The 20,520-nt window shown below is 40.3% G+C and carries 23 protein-coding genes; all 23 read left to right on the forward strand.

The window, feature by feature from the left end; translation table 11 throughout:
- The first annotated feature begins 486 nt into the window (after positions 1-486).
- The 23 genes from rpoB to rpsH all read left to right on the forward strand — a co-directional run bounded on the left by rpoB (position 487) and on the right by rpsH (position 20,511).
- Positions 487-4,032, forward strand: coding sequence for a DNA-directed RNA polymerase subunit beta (gene rpoB / locus BN1066_RS08055; RefSeq protein ID WP_179104333.1), 3,546 nt, complete (start codon positions 487-489; stop codon positions 4,030-4,032).
- A 196-nt stretch (positions 4,033-4,228) separates the two neighbouring features.
- A complete protein-coding gene (rpoC, locus tag BN1066_RS08060; protein ID WP_077318972.1) occupies positions 4,229-7,837 on the forward strand; it encodes a DNA-directed RNA polymerase subunit beta' in 3,609 nt (1,202 codons plus the stop codon).
- A gap of 191 nt (positions 7,838-8,028) precedes the next feature.
- Entirely contained in the window at positions 8,029-8,283 is a 255-nt protein-coding gene (locus BN1066_RS08065; RefSeq protein WP_077318973.1) for a 50S ribosomal protein L7ae-like protein, read from the forward strand.
- A gap of 130 nt (positions 8,284-8,413) precedes the next feature.
- Entirely contained in the window at positions 8,414-8,824 is a 411-nt protein-coding gene (gene rpsL, locus BN1066_RS08070) for a 30S ribosomal protein S12 (RefSeq protein WP_077318974.1), read from the forward strand.
- Between the two features lie 266 nt (positions 8,825-9,090).
- The gene (gene rpsG / locus BN1066_RS08080; protein WP_077318976.1) at positions 9,091-9,561 is read left to right on the forward strand and encodes a 30S ribosomal protein S7; all 471 of its coding nucleotides are present in this window, start codon (positions 9,091-9,093) and stop codon (positions 9,559-9,561) included.
- Positions 9,562-9,597: 36 nt separating this feature from the next.
- Entirely contained in the window at positions 9,598-11,676 is a 2,079-nt protein-coding gene (fusA, locus tag BN1066_RS08085; RefSeq protein WP_077318977.1) for an elongation factor G, read from the forward strand.
- A gap of 123 nt (positions 11,677-11,799) precedes the next feature.
- Positions 11,800-12,990, forward strand: coding sequence for an elongation factor Tu (tuf, locus tag BN1066_RS08090; protein ID WP_077318978.1), 1,191 nt, complete (start codon positions 11,800-11,802; stop codon positions 12,988-12,990).
- Positions 12,991-13,348: 358 nt separating this feature from the next.
- Entirely contained in the window at positions 13,349-13,657 is a 309-nt protein-coding gene (gene rpsJ, locus BN1066_RS08095) for a 30S ribosomal protein S10 (protein WP_143695765.1), read from the forward strand.
- Between the two features lie 28 nt (positions 13,658-13,685).
- Positions 13,686-14,315 (forward strand): 50S ribosomal protein L3, encoded by a 630-nt coding sequence (gene rplC / locus BN1066_RS08100; RefSeq protein ID WP_077318980.1) that lies wholly within the window; start codon positions 13,686-13,688, stop codon positions 14,313-14,315.
- Positions 14,316-14,341: 26 nt separating this feature from the next.
- Positions 14,342-14,965, forward strand: coding sequence for a 50S ribosomal protein L4 (gene rplD, locus BN1066_RS08105; protein WP_077318981.1), 624 nt, complete (start codon positions 14,342-14,344; stop codon positions 14,963-14,965).
- Complete coding sequence (rplW, locus tag BN1066_RS08110; RefSeq protein ID WP_077318982.1) at positions 14,965-15,252, forward strand: 50S ribosomal protein L23; 288 nt, start codon at positions 14,965-14,967, stop codon at positions 15,250-15,252. Before rplD ends, rplW begins: the two co-directional genes overlap by 1 nt.
- Positions 15,253-15,283: 31 nt before the next feature.
- Entirely contained in the window at positions 15,284-16,114 is an 831-nt protein-coding gene (rplB, locus tag BN1066_RS08115; protein ID WP_077318983.1) for a 50S ribosomal protein L2, read from the forward strand.
- 57 nt (positions 16,115-16,171) lie between these two features.
- Complete coding sequence (gene rpsS / locus BN1066_RS08120; RefSeq protein ID WP_077318984.1) at positions 16,172-16,450, forward strand: 30S ribosomal protein S19; 279 nt, start codon at positions 16,172-16,174, stop codon at positions 16,448-16,450.
- A gap of 18 nt (positions 16,451-16,468) precedes the next feature.
- Entirely contained in the window at positions 16,469-16,810 is a 342-nt protein-coding gene (gene rplV, locus BN1066_RS08125; RefSeq protein ID WP_077318985.1) for a 50S ribosomal protein L22, read from the forward strand.
- 3 nt (positions 16,811-16,813) lie between these two features.
- A complete protein-coding gene (gene rpsC / locus BN1066_RS08130; RefSeq protein ID WP_077318986.1) occupies positions 16,814-17,455 on the forward strand; it encodes a 30S ribosomal protein S3 in 642 nt (213 codons plus the stop codon).
- Positions 17,456-17,473: 18 nt separating this feature from the next.
- Positions 17,474-17,908, forward strand: coding sequence for a 50S ribosomal protein L16 (gene rplP, locus BN1066_RS08135; protein WP_077318987.1), 435 nt, complete (start codon positions 17,474-17,476; stop codon positions 17,906-17,908).
- Entirely contained in the window at positions 17,898-18,098 is a 201-nt protein-coding gene (gene rpmC / locus BN1066_RS08140; RefSeq protein ID WP_077318988.1) for a 50S ribosomal protein L29, read from the forward strand. The genes rplP and rpmC overlap by 11 nt, the downstream gene beginning before the upstream one ends.
- Positions 18,099-18,125: 27 nt before the next feature.
- Positions 18,126-18,389 carry a 30S ribosomal protein S17 gene (gene rpsQ, locus BN1066_RS08145; RefSeq protein ID WP_077318989.1) on the forward strand — a complete coding sequence of 88 codons (264 nt, stop codon included), beginning with the start codon at positions 18,126-18,128 and terminating at the stop codon, positions 18,387-18,389.
- A 42-nt stretch (positions 18,390-18,431) separates the two neighbouring features.
- On the forward strand, positions 18,432-18,800 hold the full coding sequence (gene rplN, locus BN1066_RS08150; protein ID WP_077318990.1) for a 50S ribosomal protein L14: 369 nt from the start codon (positions 18,432-18,434) through the stop codon (positions 18,798-18,800).
- A gap of 191 nt (positions 18,801-18,991) precedes the next feature.
- Complete coding sequence (rplX, locus tag BN1066_RS08155) at positions 18,992-19,303, forward strand: 50S ribosomal protein L24 (protein WP_077318991.1); 312 nt, start codon at positions 18,992-18,994, stop codon at positions 19,301-19,303.
- A gap of 24 nt (positions 19,304-19,327) precedes the next feature.
- A complete protein-coding gene (rplE, locus tag BN1066_RS08160; RefSeq protein WP_077318992.1) occupies positions 19,328-19,867 on the forward strand; it encodes a 50S ribosomal protein L5 in 540 nt (179 codons plus the stop codon).
- Positions 19,868-19,897: 30 nt separating this feature from the next.
- On the forward strand, positions 19,898-20,083 hold the full coding sequence (locus BN1066_RS08165) for a type Z 30S ribosomal protein S14 (RefSeq protein WP_077318993.1): 186 nt from the start codon (positions 19,898-19,900) through the stop codon (positions 20,081-20,083).
- 29 nt (positions 20,084-20,112) lie between these two features.
- Positions 20,113-20,511, forward strand: a complete 399-nt coding sequence (rpsH, locus tag BN1066_RS08170; RefSeq protein ID WP_077318994.1) for a 30S ribosomal protein S8 — start codon at positions 20,113-20,115, stop codon at positions 20,509-20,511.
- Positions 20,512-20,520 lie beyond the last annotated feature (9 nt).

Genomic DNA, 20,520 nt, shown 5'->3' on the forward strand with positions numbered 1-20,520 from the left:
ATTATTTTCTATCAACATCCATGCGATTAAAAGATACTTGTAATCCTTTTTTGGTTACAAGTTTGTTACTTATGCTTGCACATCATTTGTGAATCGAGCTGATATACGAAAAGCCAAGGAGGCTTTTTGCTTCTAAATTGGCTGTTTTTATCCCGCATGTAAGGTGCCGTAAGACTCCCACTTCAAGAGCCTCCGAGTTGATACAAAAGGTCTAAGTGGGAGAAAACGGCACCTAAATGCCCGATTCGTTCAACTAACATTCCGTAGGAGATGGAAGAAAACTCCTACGGAATGAAGGTTCATTTTATACGTTAAAACGATATATTTTAGTACAGAAGTTGATTCGACGACGTAAAGTTTCTAATGTTTTAGGATAAGTGAAGACTAGCAGGTGCCTGCGCCAGAGGTTTGGCGCTTGCCAAGTTTTCCTTTATTATATTAAATTTCGCGTAGAATTACAATCTACGAAAAAGTATCATTTAAGGGGTGAAGCAGTTGACAGGACAACTAGTTCAGTATGGGCGGCACCGCCAGCGCAGAAGCTATGCTCGCATCAGTGAAGTATTAGAGTTGCCTAATTTAATCGAAATCCAAACAGCTTCTTACGAATGGTTTTTAGAAGAAGGACTGCGTGAGATGTTTCAAGACATTTCACCGATAGAGGATTTTACAGGCAATCTATCACTTGAATTTGTTGACTACAGTTTAGGTGAGCCGAAGTATCCTGTAGATGAGTCGAAGGAAAGAGATGTTACGTATAATGCTCCACTTCGTGTGAAAGTTCGCTTGATTAATAACGAAACGGGCGAAGTAAAAGAACAAGAAGTGTTTATGGGCGATTTTCCATTAATGACAGATACAGGAACCTTTATTATCAATGGAGCAGAGCGTGTTATTGTTTCTCAGCTCGTACGTTCACCAAGTGTTTATTATAATGAAAAAATTGATAAAAACGGGAAAAGAGGCGTAGCTGCAACTGTTATTCCAAACCGTGGTGCGTGGTTGGAATTTGAAACAGACGCAAAAGATGTTGTCCATGTTCGGATTGATCGTACACGTAAATTGCCAATCACCGTACTATTACGGGCACTTGGATTTGGAAGTGACCAGGAAATCCTTGATCTTTTAGGTGAAAATGAATACCTGAAGAATACACTTGAAAAGGATAATACAGAAACAACAGAAAAAGCATTGTTAGAAATTTATGAGCGCTTACGTCCTGGAGAACCACCTACCGTAGAAAATGCAAGAAGCTTATTAATCTCACGCTTTTTTGATCCAAAACGTTATGATTTAGCACATGTAGGCCGTTACAAAATGAATAAGAAACTGCATATCAAAAATCGCTTGTTTAACCAAGTGTTAGCAGAAACAATTGTAGACCCTGAAACAGGCGAAGTGCTGGCAGAAAAAGGCGAGAGAGTTGAAAGAAAGCTATTAAATAAATTACTTCTATATTTAGACCGGGAAGAAGAGAAGCTTGGTCAAAAGGTAATCGATCCTAAAGGTGGCGTGTTAGATGACCCAATCGAGCTTCAGTCGATCAAAATTATTGACCCTACTGACCCAAGTGGTGAGCGAGTACTAAATGTCATCGGGAATGCAAATGTTGAAAGTAGTGTAAAAAATATAACTCCTGCTGATATATTAGCTTCCATTAGCTATTTCTTTAACCTATTACATCAAGTTGGCTATACAGATGATATTGACCATCTAGGAAATCGTCGTCTTCGTTCCGTAGGTGAATTATTGCAAAACCAGTTCCGTATTGGATTATCTCGAATGGAACGTGTTGTGCGTGAAAGAATGTCTATTCAGGATACATCCAGCATTACACCGCAGCAATTAATAAATATTCGCCCGGTGATTGCTTCTATTAAAGAGTTTTTCGGCAGCTCTCAGCTATCCCAGTTTATGGATCAAACAAATCCCCTGGCTGAATTAACACATAAGCGTCGACTGTCGGCACTGGGCCCTGGCGGTTTGACTCGTGAACGCGCGGGTTTTGAAGTACGTGACGTTCATTACTCACACTATGGACGTATGTGTCCGATCGAAACGCCTGAAGGACCAAACATCGGACTTATTAACTCCTTATCCAGCTTTGCTAAAGTTAATAAGTTTGGTTTTATTGAAACGCCATACCGTCGCGTGGATCCGGAAACAGGAAAAGTAACATCACAAATTGACTATCTTACTGCAGATGAAGAAGATAGTTATGTTGTCGCTCAGGCTAATGCCAAGCTGACAGAAGACGGTTATTTTGCTGAAGAGGAAGTTGTAGCGCGGTTTCGTGGAGAAAACACAGTTGTTCCACGTGAAAAAATTGATTATATGGATGTTTCACCAAAACAGGTCGTTTCAGCGGCGACTGCGTGTATTCCGTTTTTGGAAAACGATGACTCGAACCGTGCACTAATGGGAGCAAACATGCAGCGCCAAGCTGTACCCCTATTACAACCGGAAGCTCCAATTGTCGGAACAGGAATGGAATATGTTAACGGAAAAGATTCTGGTGCAGCAATCATTTGCCGTCATGATGGAATTGTTGAAAATGTGGAGGCAAAGCAGGTACTAGTCCGCAGAACTTCTGTAGTAGATGGGAAAGAGGTTAAGGGTGACTTAGATCGATATAAACTGCAAAAATATGTACGTTCTAACCAAGGAACTTGCTATAACCAACGTCCGATTGTACGTGAAGGCGAGCGTGTATCAAAAGGAGAAATACTTGCTGACGGTCCATCCATGGAAAATGGAGAACTCGCATTAGGGCGAAATGTACTCGTTGGATTCATGACATGGGAAGGCTATAACTATGAAGATGCTATTATCATGAGTGAACGCCTTGTAAAAGATGATGTCTACACTTCTATTCATATTGAGGAATATGAATCAGAAGCCCGTGACACAAAGTTAGGACCAGAAGAAATTACTAGAGATATTCCAAATGTTGGTGAAGAGGCTTTAAAGAACCTGAATGAATATGGAATTATTCGTATAGGTGCTGAAGTAAAAGACGGTGATATTCTTGTTGGTAAGGTTACACCAAAAGGAGTAACTGAGTTATCCGCAGAAGAACGGTTATTACATGCTATCTTTGGTGAAAAGGCACGTGAAGTTCGTGACACGTCTTTGCGTGTACCGCATGGTGCAGGTGGAATTGTGCTTGATGTAAAAATCTTTAATCGCGAAGACGGCGACGAATTATCACCAGGAGTAAATGAATTGGTACGTGTTTACATTGTACAAAAACGTAAAATTCATGAAGGTGACAAGATGGCTGGTCGTCACGGAAACAAAGGGGTTATCTCAAAAATCTTACCAGAAGAAGATATGCCTTTCTTACCAGACGGCACACCGATCGATATTATGCTTAACCCACTAGGAGTACCTTCACGAATGAACATCGGACAGGTGTTTGAATTGCATTTAGGTATGGCCGCACGTGCGCTCGGTATTCATATGGCAACACCTGTATTTGACGGTGCTACGGAAGAAGATGTGTGGGAGACACTTGAAGAAGCTGGTATGCCTCGGGATGCAAAAACCATTTTGTATGATGGAAGATCTGGGGAACCGTTTGACAACAGGGTGTCTGTTGGTGTTATGTATATGATAAAGCTTGCTCATATGGTCGATGATAAACTACATGCTCGTTCGACAGGTCCTTATTCTCTTGTTACACAGCAACCACTTGGAGGAAAAGCGCAATTTGGTGGTCAGCGTTTCGGAGAGATGGAGGTTTGGGCACTAGAAGCATATGGTGCAGCTTACACTTTACAAGAGATTTTAACTGTAAAATCAGATGATGTGGTTGGGCGTGTTAAAACATATGAAGCTATTGTTAAAGGTGACAATGTACCAGAACCGGGAGTTCCTGAATCCTTCAAGGTCTTGATTAAAGAATTGCAAAGCCTTGGCATGGATGTAAAAATGCTATCTAGTGAAGAAGAAGAAATAGACATGAGAGAATTAGAAGAAGATGATACTCACCATGCAAGTAAGCTGAATATAGAAGTTGAGGAAAAATAACAATTAACATGAAGCTGGTTGGCTCGATCTGTGGAGCTATCCGCCAGTATTCTACTGATGTACCAACCAGCTGTATACGTTAATCTATCTACAATAAGTATTATTACTGTAAAATAATTGCTCACTAGTTAGGTTTGTCGAAAAACAAGTCGTTGGTAGTTTGCTAAAAACGGACACTAAAAGGGAGGTTGACCCCTTGCTAGATGTAAATAATTTTGAGTATATGAAAATCGGTTTGGCTTCGCCGGAAAAAATTCGTTCTTGGTCATATGGTGAAGTGAAAAAGCCAGAGACAATTAATTACCGTACATTGAAGCCGGAAAAAGACGGTCTATTCTGTGAACGGATTTTTGGACCACAGAAGGACTGGGAATGTCATTGTGGAAAGTATAAACGTGTACGCTATAAGGGTGTTGTTTGTGACCGCTGCGGTGTTGAAGTTACAAAGGCAAAAGTACGTCGTGAACGGATGGGGCACATCGAGTTAGCTGCACCGGTTTCTCACATTTGGTATTTCAAAGGTATTCCAAGTCGAATGGGACTGGTACTAGATATGTCACCTCGTGCATTAGAGGAAGTTATCTATTTTGCAGCTTATATTGTGACAGATGCAGGGGATACGCCATTAGAGAAAAAGCAGCTACTTTCAGAAAAAGAGTATCGAGCTTATTATGATAAATACGGCAAATCTTTTAAAGCTCAAATGGGCGCAGAAGCCATCCGTAAATTATTACAAGACATTGACTTAGACAAAGAAGTAGGATTATTAAAAGAAGAGCTTAAAACAGCACAAGGTCAGCGAAGAACCCGCGCAATTAAACGCTTAGAAGTACTTGAAGCTTTTCGTAATTCAGGCAACGAGCCTTCCTGGATGATTTTGGATGTCTTACCGGTTATTCCTCCTGAAATTCGTCCAATGGTTCAGCTTGATGGTGGTCGTTTTGCTACTTCTGACTTAAATGATCTCTATCGTCGTGTTATTAACCGAAACAATCGGTTAAAGCGCCTCTTGGATCTTGGAGCACCAAGCATTATTGTACAAAATGAAAAGAGAATGCTTCAAGAGGCGGTTGACGCGTTAATCGATAACGGAAGACGTGGTCGACCAGTAATTGGACCAGGTAATCGACCATTAAAATCCTTATCCCATATGCTAAAAGGAAAGCAAGGTCGATTCCGTCAAAACTTGTTAGGAAAACGTGTCGATTATTCCGGCCGTTCCGTAATTGTAGTAGGACCGCATTTGAAAATGTACCAATGTGGACTTCCAAAAGAAATGGCGTTGGAGCTATTTAAACCATTTATTATGAAAGAGTTGGTAGCAAAAGGAATTGCACATAATATTAAATCTGCTAAGCGGAAAATCGAACGTGTTCATCCAGAAGTATGGGATGTACTAGAAGAGGTTATTAAAGAGCATCCAGTACTGCTGAACCGTGCTCCTACACTGCACAGGCTCGGTATCCAAGCGTTTGAACCAACACTTGTGGAAGGGCGCGCAATTCGTTTACACCCATTAGTATGTACAGCATATAATGCTGACTTTGATGGTGACCAAATGGCTGTTCACGTGCCGCTATCAGCAGAAGCCCAAGCAGAAGCCCGTATCCTTATGCTAGCAGCACAAAATATATTGAACCCAAAAGATGGTAAGCCAGTAGTAACTCCATCTCAGGATATGGTATTGGGTAACTACTACCTTACCCTTGAACGAGAAAATGCAATAGGTGAAGGATCTATCTTTAAAGATGTAAATGAAGCGATTATTGCTTATCAAAATGGTTATGTGCACTTGCATACACGGGTTGCTGTTCACGCATCAGGATTAAATAATGAAACATTTACAGAAGAGCAAAACTCTCAACTGCTTATCACAACAGTAGGCAAACTAATCTTTAATGAAATTTTGCCAAATTCCTTCCCATATATAAATGAACCAACAAAGGTTAATCTGGAAGATCGTACTCCAGAAAAATATTTTGTTGAAAAGGGAACGAATATTCCTGAGTTGATTCAATCACGTGAACTCATTAAACCATTTAAAAAAGGTTTTTTAGGCGATATTATCGCTGAAGTCTTTAAACGGTTTAAGATCAGTGAAACATCGAAAATGCTCGATAGAATGAAGGATCTCGGGTTTCGTTATTCTACGAAAGCAGGAATGACAGTAGGTATATCAGATATTGTGGTTTTAGCAGAAAAAGAAGAAATTCTTGATGAAGCACAAAAGAAAGTCGATAACGTATTAAAACAATTCCGTCGGGGTCTTATTACCGAAGATGAACGTTATGACCGAGTTATTTCGATTTGGTCACAGGCGAAGGATAACATTCAAGATAAATTGATGCTTTCATTAAGCAACAGAAACCCAATCTATATGATGAGTGACTCTGGTGCTCGTGGTAACGCATCGAACTTTACGCAGCTTGCTGGTATGCGTGGTTTGATGGCTAACCCGGCTGGTAAGATTATCGAACTTCCGATTAAATCAAGCTTTCGTGAAGGGCTAACCGTATTGGAATACTTTATTTCTACTCACGGTGCTCGTAAAGGTCTAGCTGATACTGCATTAAAGACAGCAGACTCTGGTTATTTAACTCGTCGTCTAGTAGATGTTGCACAAGATGTCATCGTTCGTGAGGCTGATTGTGGAACAGACCGCGGTTTAACGGTAACTGCTTTACAAGATGGTGCAGAGTTGATCGAACCGCTTGTTGACCGTTTGATCGGCCGTACAGCATTTGAAGATGTAAAAGATCCAAAAACAAACGAAGTAATTGTTGCTGCAAATGAATTGATTTCAGAAGATCAAGCAAAGCGGATTACTGCACTTGGTATTGAAGAAGTTACGATTCGCAGTGCTTTTACATGTAATACGAAGCATGGAGTTTGTCAGAAGTGCTACGGTCGAAACCTTGCGACTGGTTCTGATGTAGAGGTTGGAGAAGCGGTAGGTATTATTGCTGCTCAATCAATTGGAGAGCCGGGTACACAGTTAACCATGCGTACCTTCCACACTGGTGGGGTAGCTGGTGATGACATTACACAAGGTTTGCCACGTATTCAAGAGCTGTTTGAAGCACGAAATCCAAAAGGGCAAGCGGTTATCACTGAAATTCACGGTACTGTCCAAGAAATTAAAGAAGTAAAAGACAAACAAGAAATTGTTGTTAAAGGTGAAGTAGAGGAGCGTTCCTACGCTGTTCCTTACAACGCACGTATGAAGGTAACTGTTGGTGATAAAGTAATTGCCGGTCAAGAACTAACAGAAGGTTCTATCGATCCAAAAGAATTACTTCGTGTCCAAGGAGTAGAAGGCGTGCAAAGCTACTTGCTACGAGAAGTACAACGCGTATATCGTATGCAAGGGGTTGAAATTGGTGACAAGCACATCGAAGTTATGGTACGTCAAATGCTTCGAAAGATTCGAGTAATGGATTCTGGCGATACAGATGTTCTGCCTGGATCATTATTAGAACTTCACCAGTTCAAAGATGCTAACCATAAAGTGCTTCTTGAAGGTAAGCAGCCTGCTATTGGAAAACCAGTATTGCTTGGTATTACAAAAGCGTCTCTTGAAACGGATTCCTTCTTATCAGCTGCATCCTTCCAGGAAACAACTAGAGTGCTTACGGATGCAGCAATTAAAGGAAAACGAGATGAACTTCTCGGCTTAAAAGAGAATGTTATTATTGGTAAACTTGTACCGGCTGGAACAGGAATGCAACGTTACCGTAAAGTAAAACCTGCTACAGATGAACCAGTTGAAGCAGAACAGACTGAAGAAACAGAAACTGTACAATAAATAACTGGTGTTTGGTGGACTTCCATTGTACAAAAAGTGATGGTGGAAGTCCTAAGCCAGTTCATTTTAAAAAGAAATATGGCCATGAAACGGAAGCGTAAAAAATATGTAAATTGTGTTGACATTAAAAAAACAGAGTGGTAGAATATTCAAGGTGCTTCCGATATACTTGATGCTTTGGAGGATATGTCATGTCTTATGAAAAAGTAATACATGTGAAGTCACGTGTAGTTATCGGAACCAAGCAAACACTTAAAGCTATGCATAATGGTGAAATAAGTGAAGTGTTTATTGCTGAAGATGCAGATAAACATATGACACAAAAAGTTGTACGTTTAGCTCAAGAGCTTAATATTCCGTATCAATATGTGGATTCAAAGAAAAAGCTTGGAGCTGCTTGCGGTATTGAAGTCGGAGCGGCTGCTGTGGCAATAGAGCATGGATAGTTTTAACGAGTCATTCGTTGAAGCTTTGTTTTTTGCCAAAAGATGAACCACCTGGATGTGTGGGATTACAAGTTAAGCGTAAGAATGGGTTAAACAGATGATATAAAACGAGGAAAGGAGGAAATATAGAATGCCAACAATTAACCAGCTTGTTCGTAAAGGACGCGTAAGCAAACCAAAGAAGTCTGACTCTCCAGCTCTTAATAAGGGGTACAATAGCTTTAAAAAGAAATTCACGGATTTAAATTCTCCACAAAAACGTGGCGTATGTACTCGTGTTGGAACGTTAACTCCTAAGAAGCCAAACTCAGCGCTTCGTAAATATGCCCGTGTACGTTTGTCTAACAACATGGAAGTAACAGCATACATCCCAGGAATTGGTCATAATCTACAGGAGCACAGTGTTGTTCTTCTTCGTGGGGGCCGTGTTAAAGACTTACCTGGTGTACGCTACCACATCGTTCGTGGAGCATTAGATACAGCAGGAGTAGAAGGACGTCAACAAGGCCGTTCAAAATACGGTACTAAGAAGCCAAAATAATTTACAAGTGGTTGTTCAAAAAGAAGGTAAAAAGGACCGAGAACTTTGAGGAGGCGAAGTGTCGAGTGTAGCGCAGTGTATGAAGTACAGATACATGAGCACTAGTGAAGCTTCCTTGAAACACATTCTCATGCAGGAAAAGGGGATATCCTTTTCCAAGGAACGGAGAAACAAGCCAACGCAGAAATTCGATGTGTCATTTTTAGTGCACTTATTGAACGACCTCAACAAGAATAATTATTTTCAGCAGAAAGGAGGAAGGACATATGCCACGTAAAGGACCAGTACCTAAACGCGATGTCTTACCAGATCCAATTTATAACTCTAAATTAGTGACTCGTTTAATTAACCAAATTATGGTTGATGGAAAAAGAGGTAAGGCACAAAAAATTCTTTATAAATCATTCGAATTAGTTGCTGAACGCAGCGGTCAAAATGCAATGGAAGTATTCGAGCAAGCTATGAAAAACGTAATGCCAGTTCTTGAAGTTCGTGCACGTCGTGTCGGTGGATCTAACTACCAAGTACCAATGGAAGTACGCCCAGAGCGTCGTCAAGCTTTAGGGTTGCGCTATATTGTAAACTATGCTCGTCTGCGCGGAGAGAAAACAATGGAAGAACGTCTTGCCAATGAAATTTTAGATGCTTCTAACAACACAGGTGCAGCTGTTAAAAAACGTGAAGAACTGCATAAAATGGCAGAAGCCAACAAGGCGTTTGCTCATTACCGCTGGTAAAATAAATCATATTTAAGTTAGAAAGGAGAAGAATACATGGCTAGAGAGTTCTCCTTGGAAAAGACGCGAAATATTGGTATTATGGCACACATCGATGCAGGTAAAACCACTACTACTGAGCGTATTCTTTTCTATACAGGACGTATTCATAAGATTGGTGAAACACATGAAGGTGCTTCACAAATGGACTGGATGGAGCAGGAGCAGGAGCGAGGAATTACGATCACTTCAGCTGCTACAACAGCTTCGTGGAAAGATCATCGTATTAACATTATCGATACACCTGGTCACGTAGACTTCACTGTAGAAGTTGAACGGTCTTTACGTGTACTCGATGGTGCAGTTACCGTTCTTGATGCTCAATCCGGTGTAGAACCACAAACAGAAACCGTATGGCGACAAGCAACAACATACGGTGTACCAAGAATTGTATTTATTAACAAAATGGATAAAGTCGGCGCTGATTTCCTATATGCAACTGGAACGCTGAAAGAACGTTTAGGTGCCAATGCTCACCCTGTTCAACTTCCAATTGGAGCAGAGGATGAATTTGAGGGGATTATTGACCTAATCTCCATGCATGCTTTCTTTTATGAAGACGATTTAGGTACTCATGCAGAAGAACGTGAAATTCCGGATGAATATAAAGAAAAAGCCGAAGAACTGCGTAACAACTTGGTTGAAGCAGTTTCTGAGCTTGATGAAGATTTAATGATGAAGTATCTTGAAGGCGAAGAAATTACAAATGACGAGCTGAAAGCAGCTATTCGTAAAGCGACGTTAAATGTTGAGTTTTATCCAGTATTTTGCGGTTCAGCATTTAAAAACAAGGGTGTTCAATTAATGCTAGACGGTGTTATTGACTATCTTCCGGCACCAACAGATGTTGCAGATATTGAAGGAATTGTGCCTGGTACAGAGGAGGAAACAACTCGCCCTTCTTCTGAAAATGCACCATTTGCTGCTCTAGCATTTAAAGTTATGACAGATCCATATGTTGGTAAGTTAACTTTCTTCCGCGTATATTCCGGAACGTTAGATGCTGGTTCCTATGTTTTAAACTCTGTGAAAAACAAGCGTGAACGTATTGGTCGTATCCTGCAAATGCATGCTAATTCACGTAAAGAGATCTCGAAAGTGCATGCTGGGGAGATCGCTGCTGCGGTTGGTTTAAAGGATACAAGTACGGGAGATACGCTTTGTGATGAGAAGAATCCAGTTATCCTTGAGTCTATGGAATTCCCTGAGCCTGTAATTGGTGTTGCAATTGAACCAAAAACAAAAGCGGACCAAGATAAAATGGGAATTGCTTTAGCAAAATTAGCTGAAGAGGACCCAACGTTTAAAACCGAAACAAATGAAGAAACTGGTCAAACCATTATCTCTGGTATGGGTGAACTCCACTTGGATGTTATTGTTGACCGTTTAAAACGTGAATTTAAAGTAGAGGCAAATGTTGGAGCTCCACAAGTTGCTTACCGTGAAACTTTCCGTTCTGCTGCCGAAGTAGAAGGTAAGTTTATCCGACAATCTGGTGGACGTGGGCAATACGGTCATGTTTGGATTAAATTTGAGCCAAACGAAGAAGGCGCTGGCTTCGAATTTATCAACAAAATTGTTGGTGGTGTTGTTCCTCGTGAATATATTCCATCTATTCAAGCTGGTATTGAAGAAGCAATGGAGAACGGGGTATTAGCAGGTTATCCGGTAATCGATATTAAGGCAACATTGTATGATGGTAGCTACCACGATGTAGACTCTAACGAAATGGCATTTAAAATTGCTGCATCCATGGCATTAAAAGCAGCAAAAAATAAATGTAACCCAGTGCTTCTTGAACCAATTGCTAAAGTAGAAATCGTTGTTCCTGAAGAATATATGGGAGATATCATGGGAGATGTTACATCTCGTCGTGGGCGTGTGGAAGGAATGGAAGCCCGCGGACCTGCCCAAGTTGTAAAAGGCTTTGTACCACTTTCTGAAATGTTTGGTTATGCAACAGCATTGCGTTCCAACACCCAAGGACGTGGAACATTCACGATGCACTTTGACCATTATGAAGAAGTGCCTAAGAGCATCGCTGAAGAAATTATTAAGAAAAATGCTGGCGAATAATTGATTTTTTAATTAATCTAAAGTATAACTTGTATTAAAGGCTAAGAAGTGATGAATAAGCATTGTTTCTGGCTAACTATAAAATTACAAAACACTTTCATTTAATTAAGGGAGGAACTATAAATGGCTAAAGAAAAGTTCGATCGCTCGAAAAGTCACGTTAACGTTGGTACAATTGGACACGTTGACCATGGTAAAACTACGTTAACTGCAGCAATTACAATTGTAATGCATAAGAGAAATGGTAAAGGTGCGCAAATGGCGTATGACCAAATTGATAACGCACCAGAAGAAAAAGAACGTGGAATTACAATTGCAACTTCACACGTAGAATATGAAACAGAAACTCGTCACTATGCACACGTTGACTGCCCAGGTCACGCTGACTATGTTAAAAACATGATCACAGGTGCTGCACAAATGGACGGAGCTATTCTTGTTGTGTCTGCTGCTGATGGTCCAATGCCTCAAACTCGTGAGCATATTCTATTATCCCGTAACGTTGGGGTACCTTCTATTGTAGTATTCTTAAACAAAGTGGATATGGTAGATGATGAAGAGCTACTTGAATTAGTTGAAATGGAAGTTCGTGATCTTTTAACAGAGTACGACTTCCCAGGAGACGAAGTTCCAGTAATCGCTGGTTCTGCATTAAAAGCTATTGAAGGTGTACCAGAATACGAAGAAAAAATCGTTGAATTAATGAACGCTGTTGATGAGTACATCCCAACTCCAGAGCGTGATAAAGATAAACCATTTATGATGCCAGTTGAGGACGTATTCTCTATCACTGGTCGTGGTACAGTTGCTACTGGTCGTGTAGAACGCGGTGAAGTACGTGTTGGTGATGAAGTAGAAATCATCGGTCTAAACGAAGAAGCTGTTAAAACTACTGTTACTGGAGTAGAAATGTTCCGTAAGCTTCTTGATTATGCAGAAGCTGGAGACAATATTGGTGCATTACTGCGCGGTGTTGCTCGTGAAGATATAAACCGTGGACAAGTGTTGGCTAAACCAGGTTCTATTACTCCACACACTAAATTTAAAGCTGAAGTTTATGTGCTATCAAAAGAGGAAGGTGGACGTCATACTCCATTCTTTGCAAACTATCGTCCACAATTCTACTTCCGTACAACTGACGTAACTGGAGTAATTTCACTTCCAGAAGGAACGGAAATGGTTATGCCAGGAGATAACATTGAAATGACAGTAGAACTTATTGCCCCAATCGCTATTGAAGACGGAACTCGTTTCTCTATTCGCGAAGGTGGACGTACGGTAGGTTCTGGTGTTGTTACAGAAATTGTTGAATAAGAAATTGAAGATAATGGTAAAAACACAGGTGGCGTGACGACGCTATCTGTGTTTTCTGCATGTAATGGATCGGTTTCAATTGAAATCATAAGATGTAATCTATCGATATCTAAAAAAAGTGTAAACCCTCTTGAAATCACTAGTTAAAGTAAGTATAATGTATAAATGTGCAATCACATAGGTTTTTCAAAAAAAGGTTGCAATGACTAGCCATATTCTATATAATGAGAATGTTGGTCATTAAAGGCGATGAAGCAGAAGGTTGTTGGCACACCCGGCCCCTTTGCCATGGCGGTTGGTCAAGAAATTTCTGCAGAGTATGTCTATTTTAATATGGGCGAATAAAGGAGGGAAAATAATGGCAAAAGAAAAGATTAGAATCCGTTTAAAAGCTTATGATCACCGTATTCTAGATCAGTCGGCTGAGAAAATTGTAAATACTGCGAAACGTTCTGGAGCTAAAGTATCAGGACCGATTCCATTACCTACAGAAAAATCAGTATATACGGTATTACGTGCGGTTCATAAATACAAGGATTCACGTGAGCAATTCGAAATGCGTACACATAAACGCTTAATCGATATTGTTAATCCTACACCACAGACGGTTGATTCATTGATGCGTCTCGACTTGCCATCTGGTGTAGATATTGAAATTAAACTATAATGATTGTTTTTAATAGGAGGTGTAACGGATGACGAAAGGAATCTTAGGTCGTAAAATCGGCATGACTCAGTTGTTTTCAGAGAGTGGAGAATTAATTCCTGTAACTGTAATAGAGGCTGAGCCGAATGTAGTATTGCAAAAAAGAACGATTGAAAACGATGGTTATGAGGCAATACAGCTTGGTTTTGCTGATGAAAAGGAAACACGTACAAACAAGGCGGAAAAAGGTCATGCTGAAAAAGCAAACACAACCCCTAAGCGCTACGTTCGTGAAATCCGTAATGCAAAGCTTGACGAATATGAAGTAGGTCAAGAAATTAGCGTTAGTGTATTTCAATCTGGAGATAAAGTTGATGTAACAGGAACAACGAAAGGGAAAGGATTCCAAGGCTCTATTAAGCGTCATAATCAACACCGCGGTCCAATGTCCCACGGTTCTCACTACCATAGAGGCCCTGGTTCTTTAGGTGCGGTAGATCCGATGCGTGTATTTAAAGGAAGACCACTTCCGGGACGTATGGGTGGAGATCAAGTAACTATCCAAAACCTTGAAGTTGTAAAAGTAGATGAAGAGCGTAACCTGCTATTAATTAAAGGTAACGTTCCAGGTGCAAAAAAATCATTCGTAAAAATCACGAGTGCGATCAAGGCTAACTAATCATACAGATGAAGGGAGGATATGTCATGCCTAAAGTAGCACTATTTAAACAAGACGGAGCTCAAGCTGGTGAAATGGAGTTAAACGATTCTGTATTCGGCATTGAGCCAAATACGCATGTTTTACATGAAGCAGTAGTAATGCAACGTTCTTCTATGCGTCAAGGAACCCATGCGGTAAAAAACCGCTCTGAAGTACGTGGTGGAGGACGCAAACCATGGCGTCAAAAAGGTACTGGACGTGCACGTCAAGGTTCTATTCGTTCCCCACAATGGGTAGGCGGAGGTACAGTATTTGGTCCAACTCCACGTAGCTACAGCTATAAATTACCAAAAAAAGTACGTCGTCTCGCATTAAAATCTGCGCTTTCATCAAAAGTAAAAGAAAACGACCTCGTTGTTTTAGAAAGTCTTACTTTTGATGAACCAAAAACAAAAGAAGCTGTGAAAATGCTTGAAGCACTAAAAATTGATAAAAAAGCATTAATCGTAGTTACTGAAAAAGATGACACAATTATTCGTTCAACTAATAATCTTCAATCTGTAAAAGTATTAACAGTTGAGGAAATCAATGTTCTAGACTTGCTTGGACATGACAAGCTGATCTTGACGAAGGATGCAGCTGAAAAAGCAGGGGAGGTGCTTGCATAATGAAAGATCCACGTGAGATTATAAAGCGCCCTGTCATTACAGAGCATTCAGCTGATCTAATGGCAGAAAAGAAATACACATTTGAAGTCGCTCCAAAAGCGAACAAAACAGAAATTAAACTAGCTGTTGAACATGTGTTTGGAGTGAAGGTAGTAAAAGTTAATACAACGAATTTAAAAGGTAAATTCAAACGTATGGGCCGTTATGGTGGTTTTCGTCCAAATCGCAAGAAAGCCATTGTACAGCTCTCAGAAGATAGCAAAGAACTAGACTTCTTTGAAGCATAATTAACAAGATTTCGTGAAGGAGGGAAAAAAGATGGCGATTAAAAAGTTTAGACCAACGTCCAATGGTAGACGTAATATGTCCGTATCTGATTTTGCAGAAATTACAACAGATACGCCTGAAAAGTCCCTATTAAGCCCTTTATATAATCGAGGCGGTCGAAACAATCAAGGGAAATTAACTGTTCGTCATCAAGGTGGCGGTCATAAGCGTCAATACCGTATCATCGATTTCAAACGTGATAAAGATGGTATACCAGGACGCGTTGCTACTATTGAATATGATCCAAACCGCTCAGCAAACATTGCATTAATTCATTATGCTGATGGAGAAAAACGTTATATTTTAGCTCCGAAAGGTTTGAAAGTAAATCAAGAAATTGAATCTGGTGAGAATGCAGACATTAAATTAGGAAATGCGCTTCCTTTAGCAAATATTCCAGTAGGTACAGTCATTCATAATATCGAGTTAAAACCAGGACGCGGAGGACAGCTTGCTCGTTCTGCGGGTGCAGAAGCTCAAGTTCTAGGTCGCGATGGAAAATACTCCTTGGTTCGCTTAGCTTCTGGTGAAGTTCGTTTGATTTTATCTACTTGTCGTGCAACGGTAGGGCAAGTCGGTAATATTGAACATGAGCTCATCCGTATCGGAAAAGCAGGTCGTTCCCGCTGGTTAGGCAAACGCCCTACAGTTCGTGGGTCTGTTATGAACCCTAATGATCACCCGCACGGTGGTGGTGAAGGACGTGCACCAATTGGACGTAAGTCACCAATGTCACCTTGGGGTAAACCTACACTTGGTTACAAAACGCGTAAACGCAACAAACCAACTGATAAGTTTATCGTTCGTAAACGTAAAAAATAATCAAAAAACAGTGGCGGGAAAACAGCCCGTCTTTCCAATCCGAAAGGAGGTTAATCCATGGGTCGCAGTTTGAAAAAAGGACCTTTTGCAGATGACCATTTATTGAAGAAAGTTGAAACGTTAAATGAAAGTGACAAAAAGCAAGTTATTAAAACTTGGTCACGTCGTTCTACTATATTCCCTACATTCGTTGGACACACGATCGCTGTGTACGACGGACGCAAACATGTACCAGTTTATATTACGGAAGACATGGTCGGTCATAAACTAGGAGAATTCGCGCCAACACGCACCTTTAGAGGGCACGGCGGCGATGATAAGAAAACAAAACGCTAATGAGAGGAGGCACATATCATGCAAGCTAAAGCCGTTGCAAAATCGGTTCGTATTGCTCCTCGTAAAGTACGTCTAGTCGTTGATCTTATTCGAGGAAAAAGTGTAGGTGAAGCAATTGCGATTTTACGTCATACACAACGCGGTGCTTCTCCAATTGTAGAAAAAGTATTAAATTCTGCAGTCGCAAACGCAGAGCATAATTATGAAATGGACACGGATAATCTGATTGTTTCTGAAGCATTTGTAAACGAAGGTGTTACGTTGAAACGTTTCCGTCCGCGTGCACAAGGTCGTGCAAGCAGAATTAATAAGCGCACAAGCCACATCACAGTTGTGGTAACAGAAAAGAAGGAGGGATAGTCAGTGGGTCAAAAAGTAAATCCAAACGGTCTTCGTGTCGGTATCATTAAAGACTGGCAGTCGAAATGGTACGCTGATAAAGACTATGCAGACTTACTACATGAAGATATTAAAATTAGAGAATATCTAGAAAACCGTTTAAAAACATCTGCTGTTTCTTCAATTGACATTGAACGTGCAGCAAATCGTGTTAATATCACAATTCATACTGGGAAGCCTGGTATGGTAATTGGTAAAGGCGGTTCAGAAGTAGAATCACTACGTAAAGCTTTGAACAGTTTAACCGGCAAGCGGGTTCATATTAATATTGTAGAAATTAAAAAAGTTGATCTTGATGCAAGATTAGTTGCTGAAAATATTGCTCGTCAATTAGAAAATCGTGTTTCATTCCGACGTGTACAAAAACAAGCCATTCAACGTACTATGCGTGCTGGCGCTAAAGGAATTAAAACACAAGTATCTGGACGTCTAGGTGGAGCAGATATTGCTCGTGCGGAACACTATAGCGAAGGAACAGTACCACTACACACGCTGCGTGCTGACATCGATTACGGTACAGCAGAAGCTGACACTACTTACGGTAAGCTAGGTGTCAAAGTGTGGATTTATCGTGGTGAAGTCCTTCCAACTAAAACTGATAAATAAGGAAGGGGGCACTGCATTATGTTAATGCCTAAACGTGTAAAATATCGTAGACAACATCGTGGAAAAATGAGAGGCCAAGCTAAAGGCGGTACAACAGTATCTTTCGGTGATTACGGTTTGCAAGCAATAGAAGCATCATGGATTACAAGCCGTCAGATTGAGGCTGCTCGTATTGCAATGACCCGTTACATGAAGCGTGGCGGTAAAGTTTGGATTAAAATCTTTCCTGATAAACCATATACTGCAAAGCCATTAGAAGTACGAATGGGTTCCGGTAAAGGTGCTCCAGAAGGATGGGTAGCAGTAGTTAAGCCAGGGAAAATCATGTTTGAAATCGCAGGTGTATCAGAAGAAGTTGCTCGTGAAGCGTTGCGTCTTGCTTCTCATAAGCTTCCGATTAAAACTAAATTTGTAAAACGTGAAGAAATTGGTGGTGAAAGCAATGAAGGCTAATGAAATTAGAGAACTAACCACTGCCGAAATTGAACAAAAAGTTAAATCGTTAAAAGAAGAATTATTTAATTTACGCTTCCAGCTTGCAACTGGACAATTGGAAAACACTGCTCGCATCCGTGAAGTAAGAAAATCAATTGCTCGTATGAAAACTATTGTACGTCAACGTGAATTGGGCGTAAATAACTAGAAATCTCGAGAGGAGGTTAGCCTCAAAATGACTGAACGTAATCAACGTAAAGTATACACTGGCCGTGTAGTTTCCGATAAAATGGATAAAACCATTACGGTATTAGTTGAAACATACAAATTTCATAAGCTATATGGAAAACGTGTAAAGTACTCTAAGAAATTTAAAGCACATGATGAAAATAACCAAGCAAAAATTGGTGATATCGTGACAATTATGGAAACCCGTCCGCTATCAGCTACCAAGCATTTTCGCTTAGTAGAAATTGTTGAAGAAGCGGTAATTATCTAATAAAATTCGCTCGGAAGGTATCTGAAGGGAGGTCACAGCGTTATGATTCAACAAGAGAGTCGTTTAAAAGTTGCAGATAACTCTGGTGCTCGTGAATTGTTAACCATTAAAGTATTGGGCGGATCAGGACGAAAAACAGCTAATATCGGTGATGTTGTTGTTTGTACGGTGAAAGAAGCAACACCAGGCGGCGTTGTCAAAAAAGGCGATGTTGTTAAAGCTGTTATCGTGCGTTCAAAATCTGGTGCACGCCGTAAAGATGGATCATATATTCGTTTTGATGAAAATGCAGCGGTAATTGTTCGTGATGATAAAAGTCCAAGAGGAACTCGTATTTTTGGACCAGTCGCACGTGAATTACGTGATGCAAAGTTCATGAAAATCGTATCTCTTGCTCCAGAAGTATTATAAGAGTGTGTTCAAATAGAGGATAAAAAGGTTTGAAAATTTCATGTCGGTGCCGTTTTGAGCAGCTAGCGTGTAAAAGTTAAATGCATGGGAGCGGAGAAACATGGCAACGATGAATGAAGCGTCGTTTTTATTTGACTTTTTGAACATCCTTTATGAGCTAAAAATTAGCCTTGTTAGGAGGTGCGTTAAGCATGCATGTAAAAAAAGGTGATAAAGTCAAAGTTATTTCCGGCAAAGACCGTGGAAAAGAAGGCACAGTTTTAGAAGCATACCCGAAAAAAGAACGAGTGCTTGTTGAAGGCATTAACATGATAAAAAAACATGCCAAACCTTCTCAGGAGAATCCACAAGGAGGAATTCTGAACCAAGAAGCACCAATCCATGTTTCTAACGTAATGCCGTTAGATCCTAAATCCGGTGAACCAACCCGTGTTGGCTATGAAGTGCGTGATGGAAAGAAAGTCCGCATCGCTAAAAAATCCGGTAAAGCGTTAGATAAATAGGTTTAGCGAAAGGAGGGCGACATGATGAATCAACTGAAGAAAAAATATCAAGATGAAGTAATACCATCGTTAATGAAAAAATTTAACTATAAATCTGTAATGCAAGTACCAGCAATCGACAAAATTGTAATTAATATGGGTGTTGGTGACGCAGTACAAAACTCAAAAGCTTTGGACAATGCTGTTGAAGAGCTTGCATTAATTTCTGGTCAAAAGCCTGTAATTACACGTGCAAAAAAATCAATTGCTGGTTTTCGCCTTCGTGAGGGAATGCCGATCGGTGCGAAAGTAACCCTTCGCGGTGAGCGTATGTACGATTTTTTACAAAAGCTAATTGCTGTATCACTTCCACGTGTACGTGACTTCCGTGGGATTTCTAAAAAAGCATTTGATGGCCGTGGAAATTACACATTAGGTATTAAAGAACAGCTAATTTTCCCAGAAATTAATTATGATAAAGTTAACAAAGTCCGCGGTATGGATATTGTTATCGTGACAAGCTCCAACACTGATGAAGAAGCTCGTGAACTTCTGACTCAGCTGGGCATGCCTTTCCAAAAGTAAGCGAAAGAGCGAATACAAGGAGGGAAAATAGTGGCTAAAAAATCAATGATTGCAAAACAAAAACGACCACAAAAATTTCAAGTTCGTGAATATACACGTTGTGAGCGTTGTGGACGTCCACATTCTGTAATCCGTAAATTTAAACTTTGCCGTATTTGTTTCCGAGAACTTGCCTATAAAGGTCAAATTCCTGGTGTCAAAAAAGCAAGCTGGTAAACCCCTATTCGGGAAGGAGGTAATGATAAATGGTTATGACAGATCCAATTGCAGATATGCTTACTCGCATTCGTAATGCTAATATGGTAAAACATGAAAAGTTAGAACTTCCAGCATCTACTATGAAAAAAGAGATTGCTGACATCCTGAAGCGTGAAGGCTTCGTTTCTGACTATGAGCTTGTGGAAGACAACAAGCAAGGCATTCTTCGTATATTCCTTAAGTATGGTGCAAACGAGGAGCGAGTAATTACAGGTATTAAACGTATAAGTAAACCAGGACGCCGTGTATATGCAAAAGCAACGGAAGTACCTCGAGTACTAAACGGTTTAGGAATAGCTATCGTATCAACATCTAAAGGAGTGCTTTCCGATAAAGAAGCACGTGCACAAGCTGTTGGTGGCGAAGTAATTGCATATGTCTGGTAATTGAGTATT

The organism is Virgibacillus proomii (assembly GCF_900162615.1).
Lineage (GTDB): Bacteria > Bacillota > Bacilli > Bacillales > Amphibacillaceae > Virgibacillus > Virgibacillus proomii.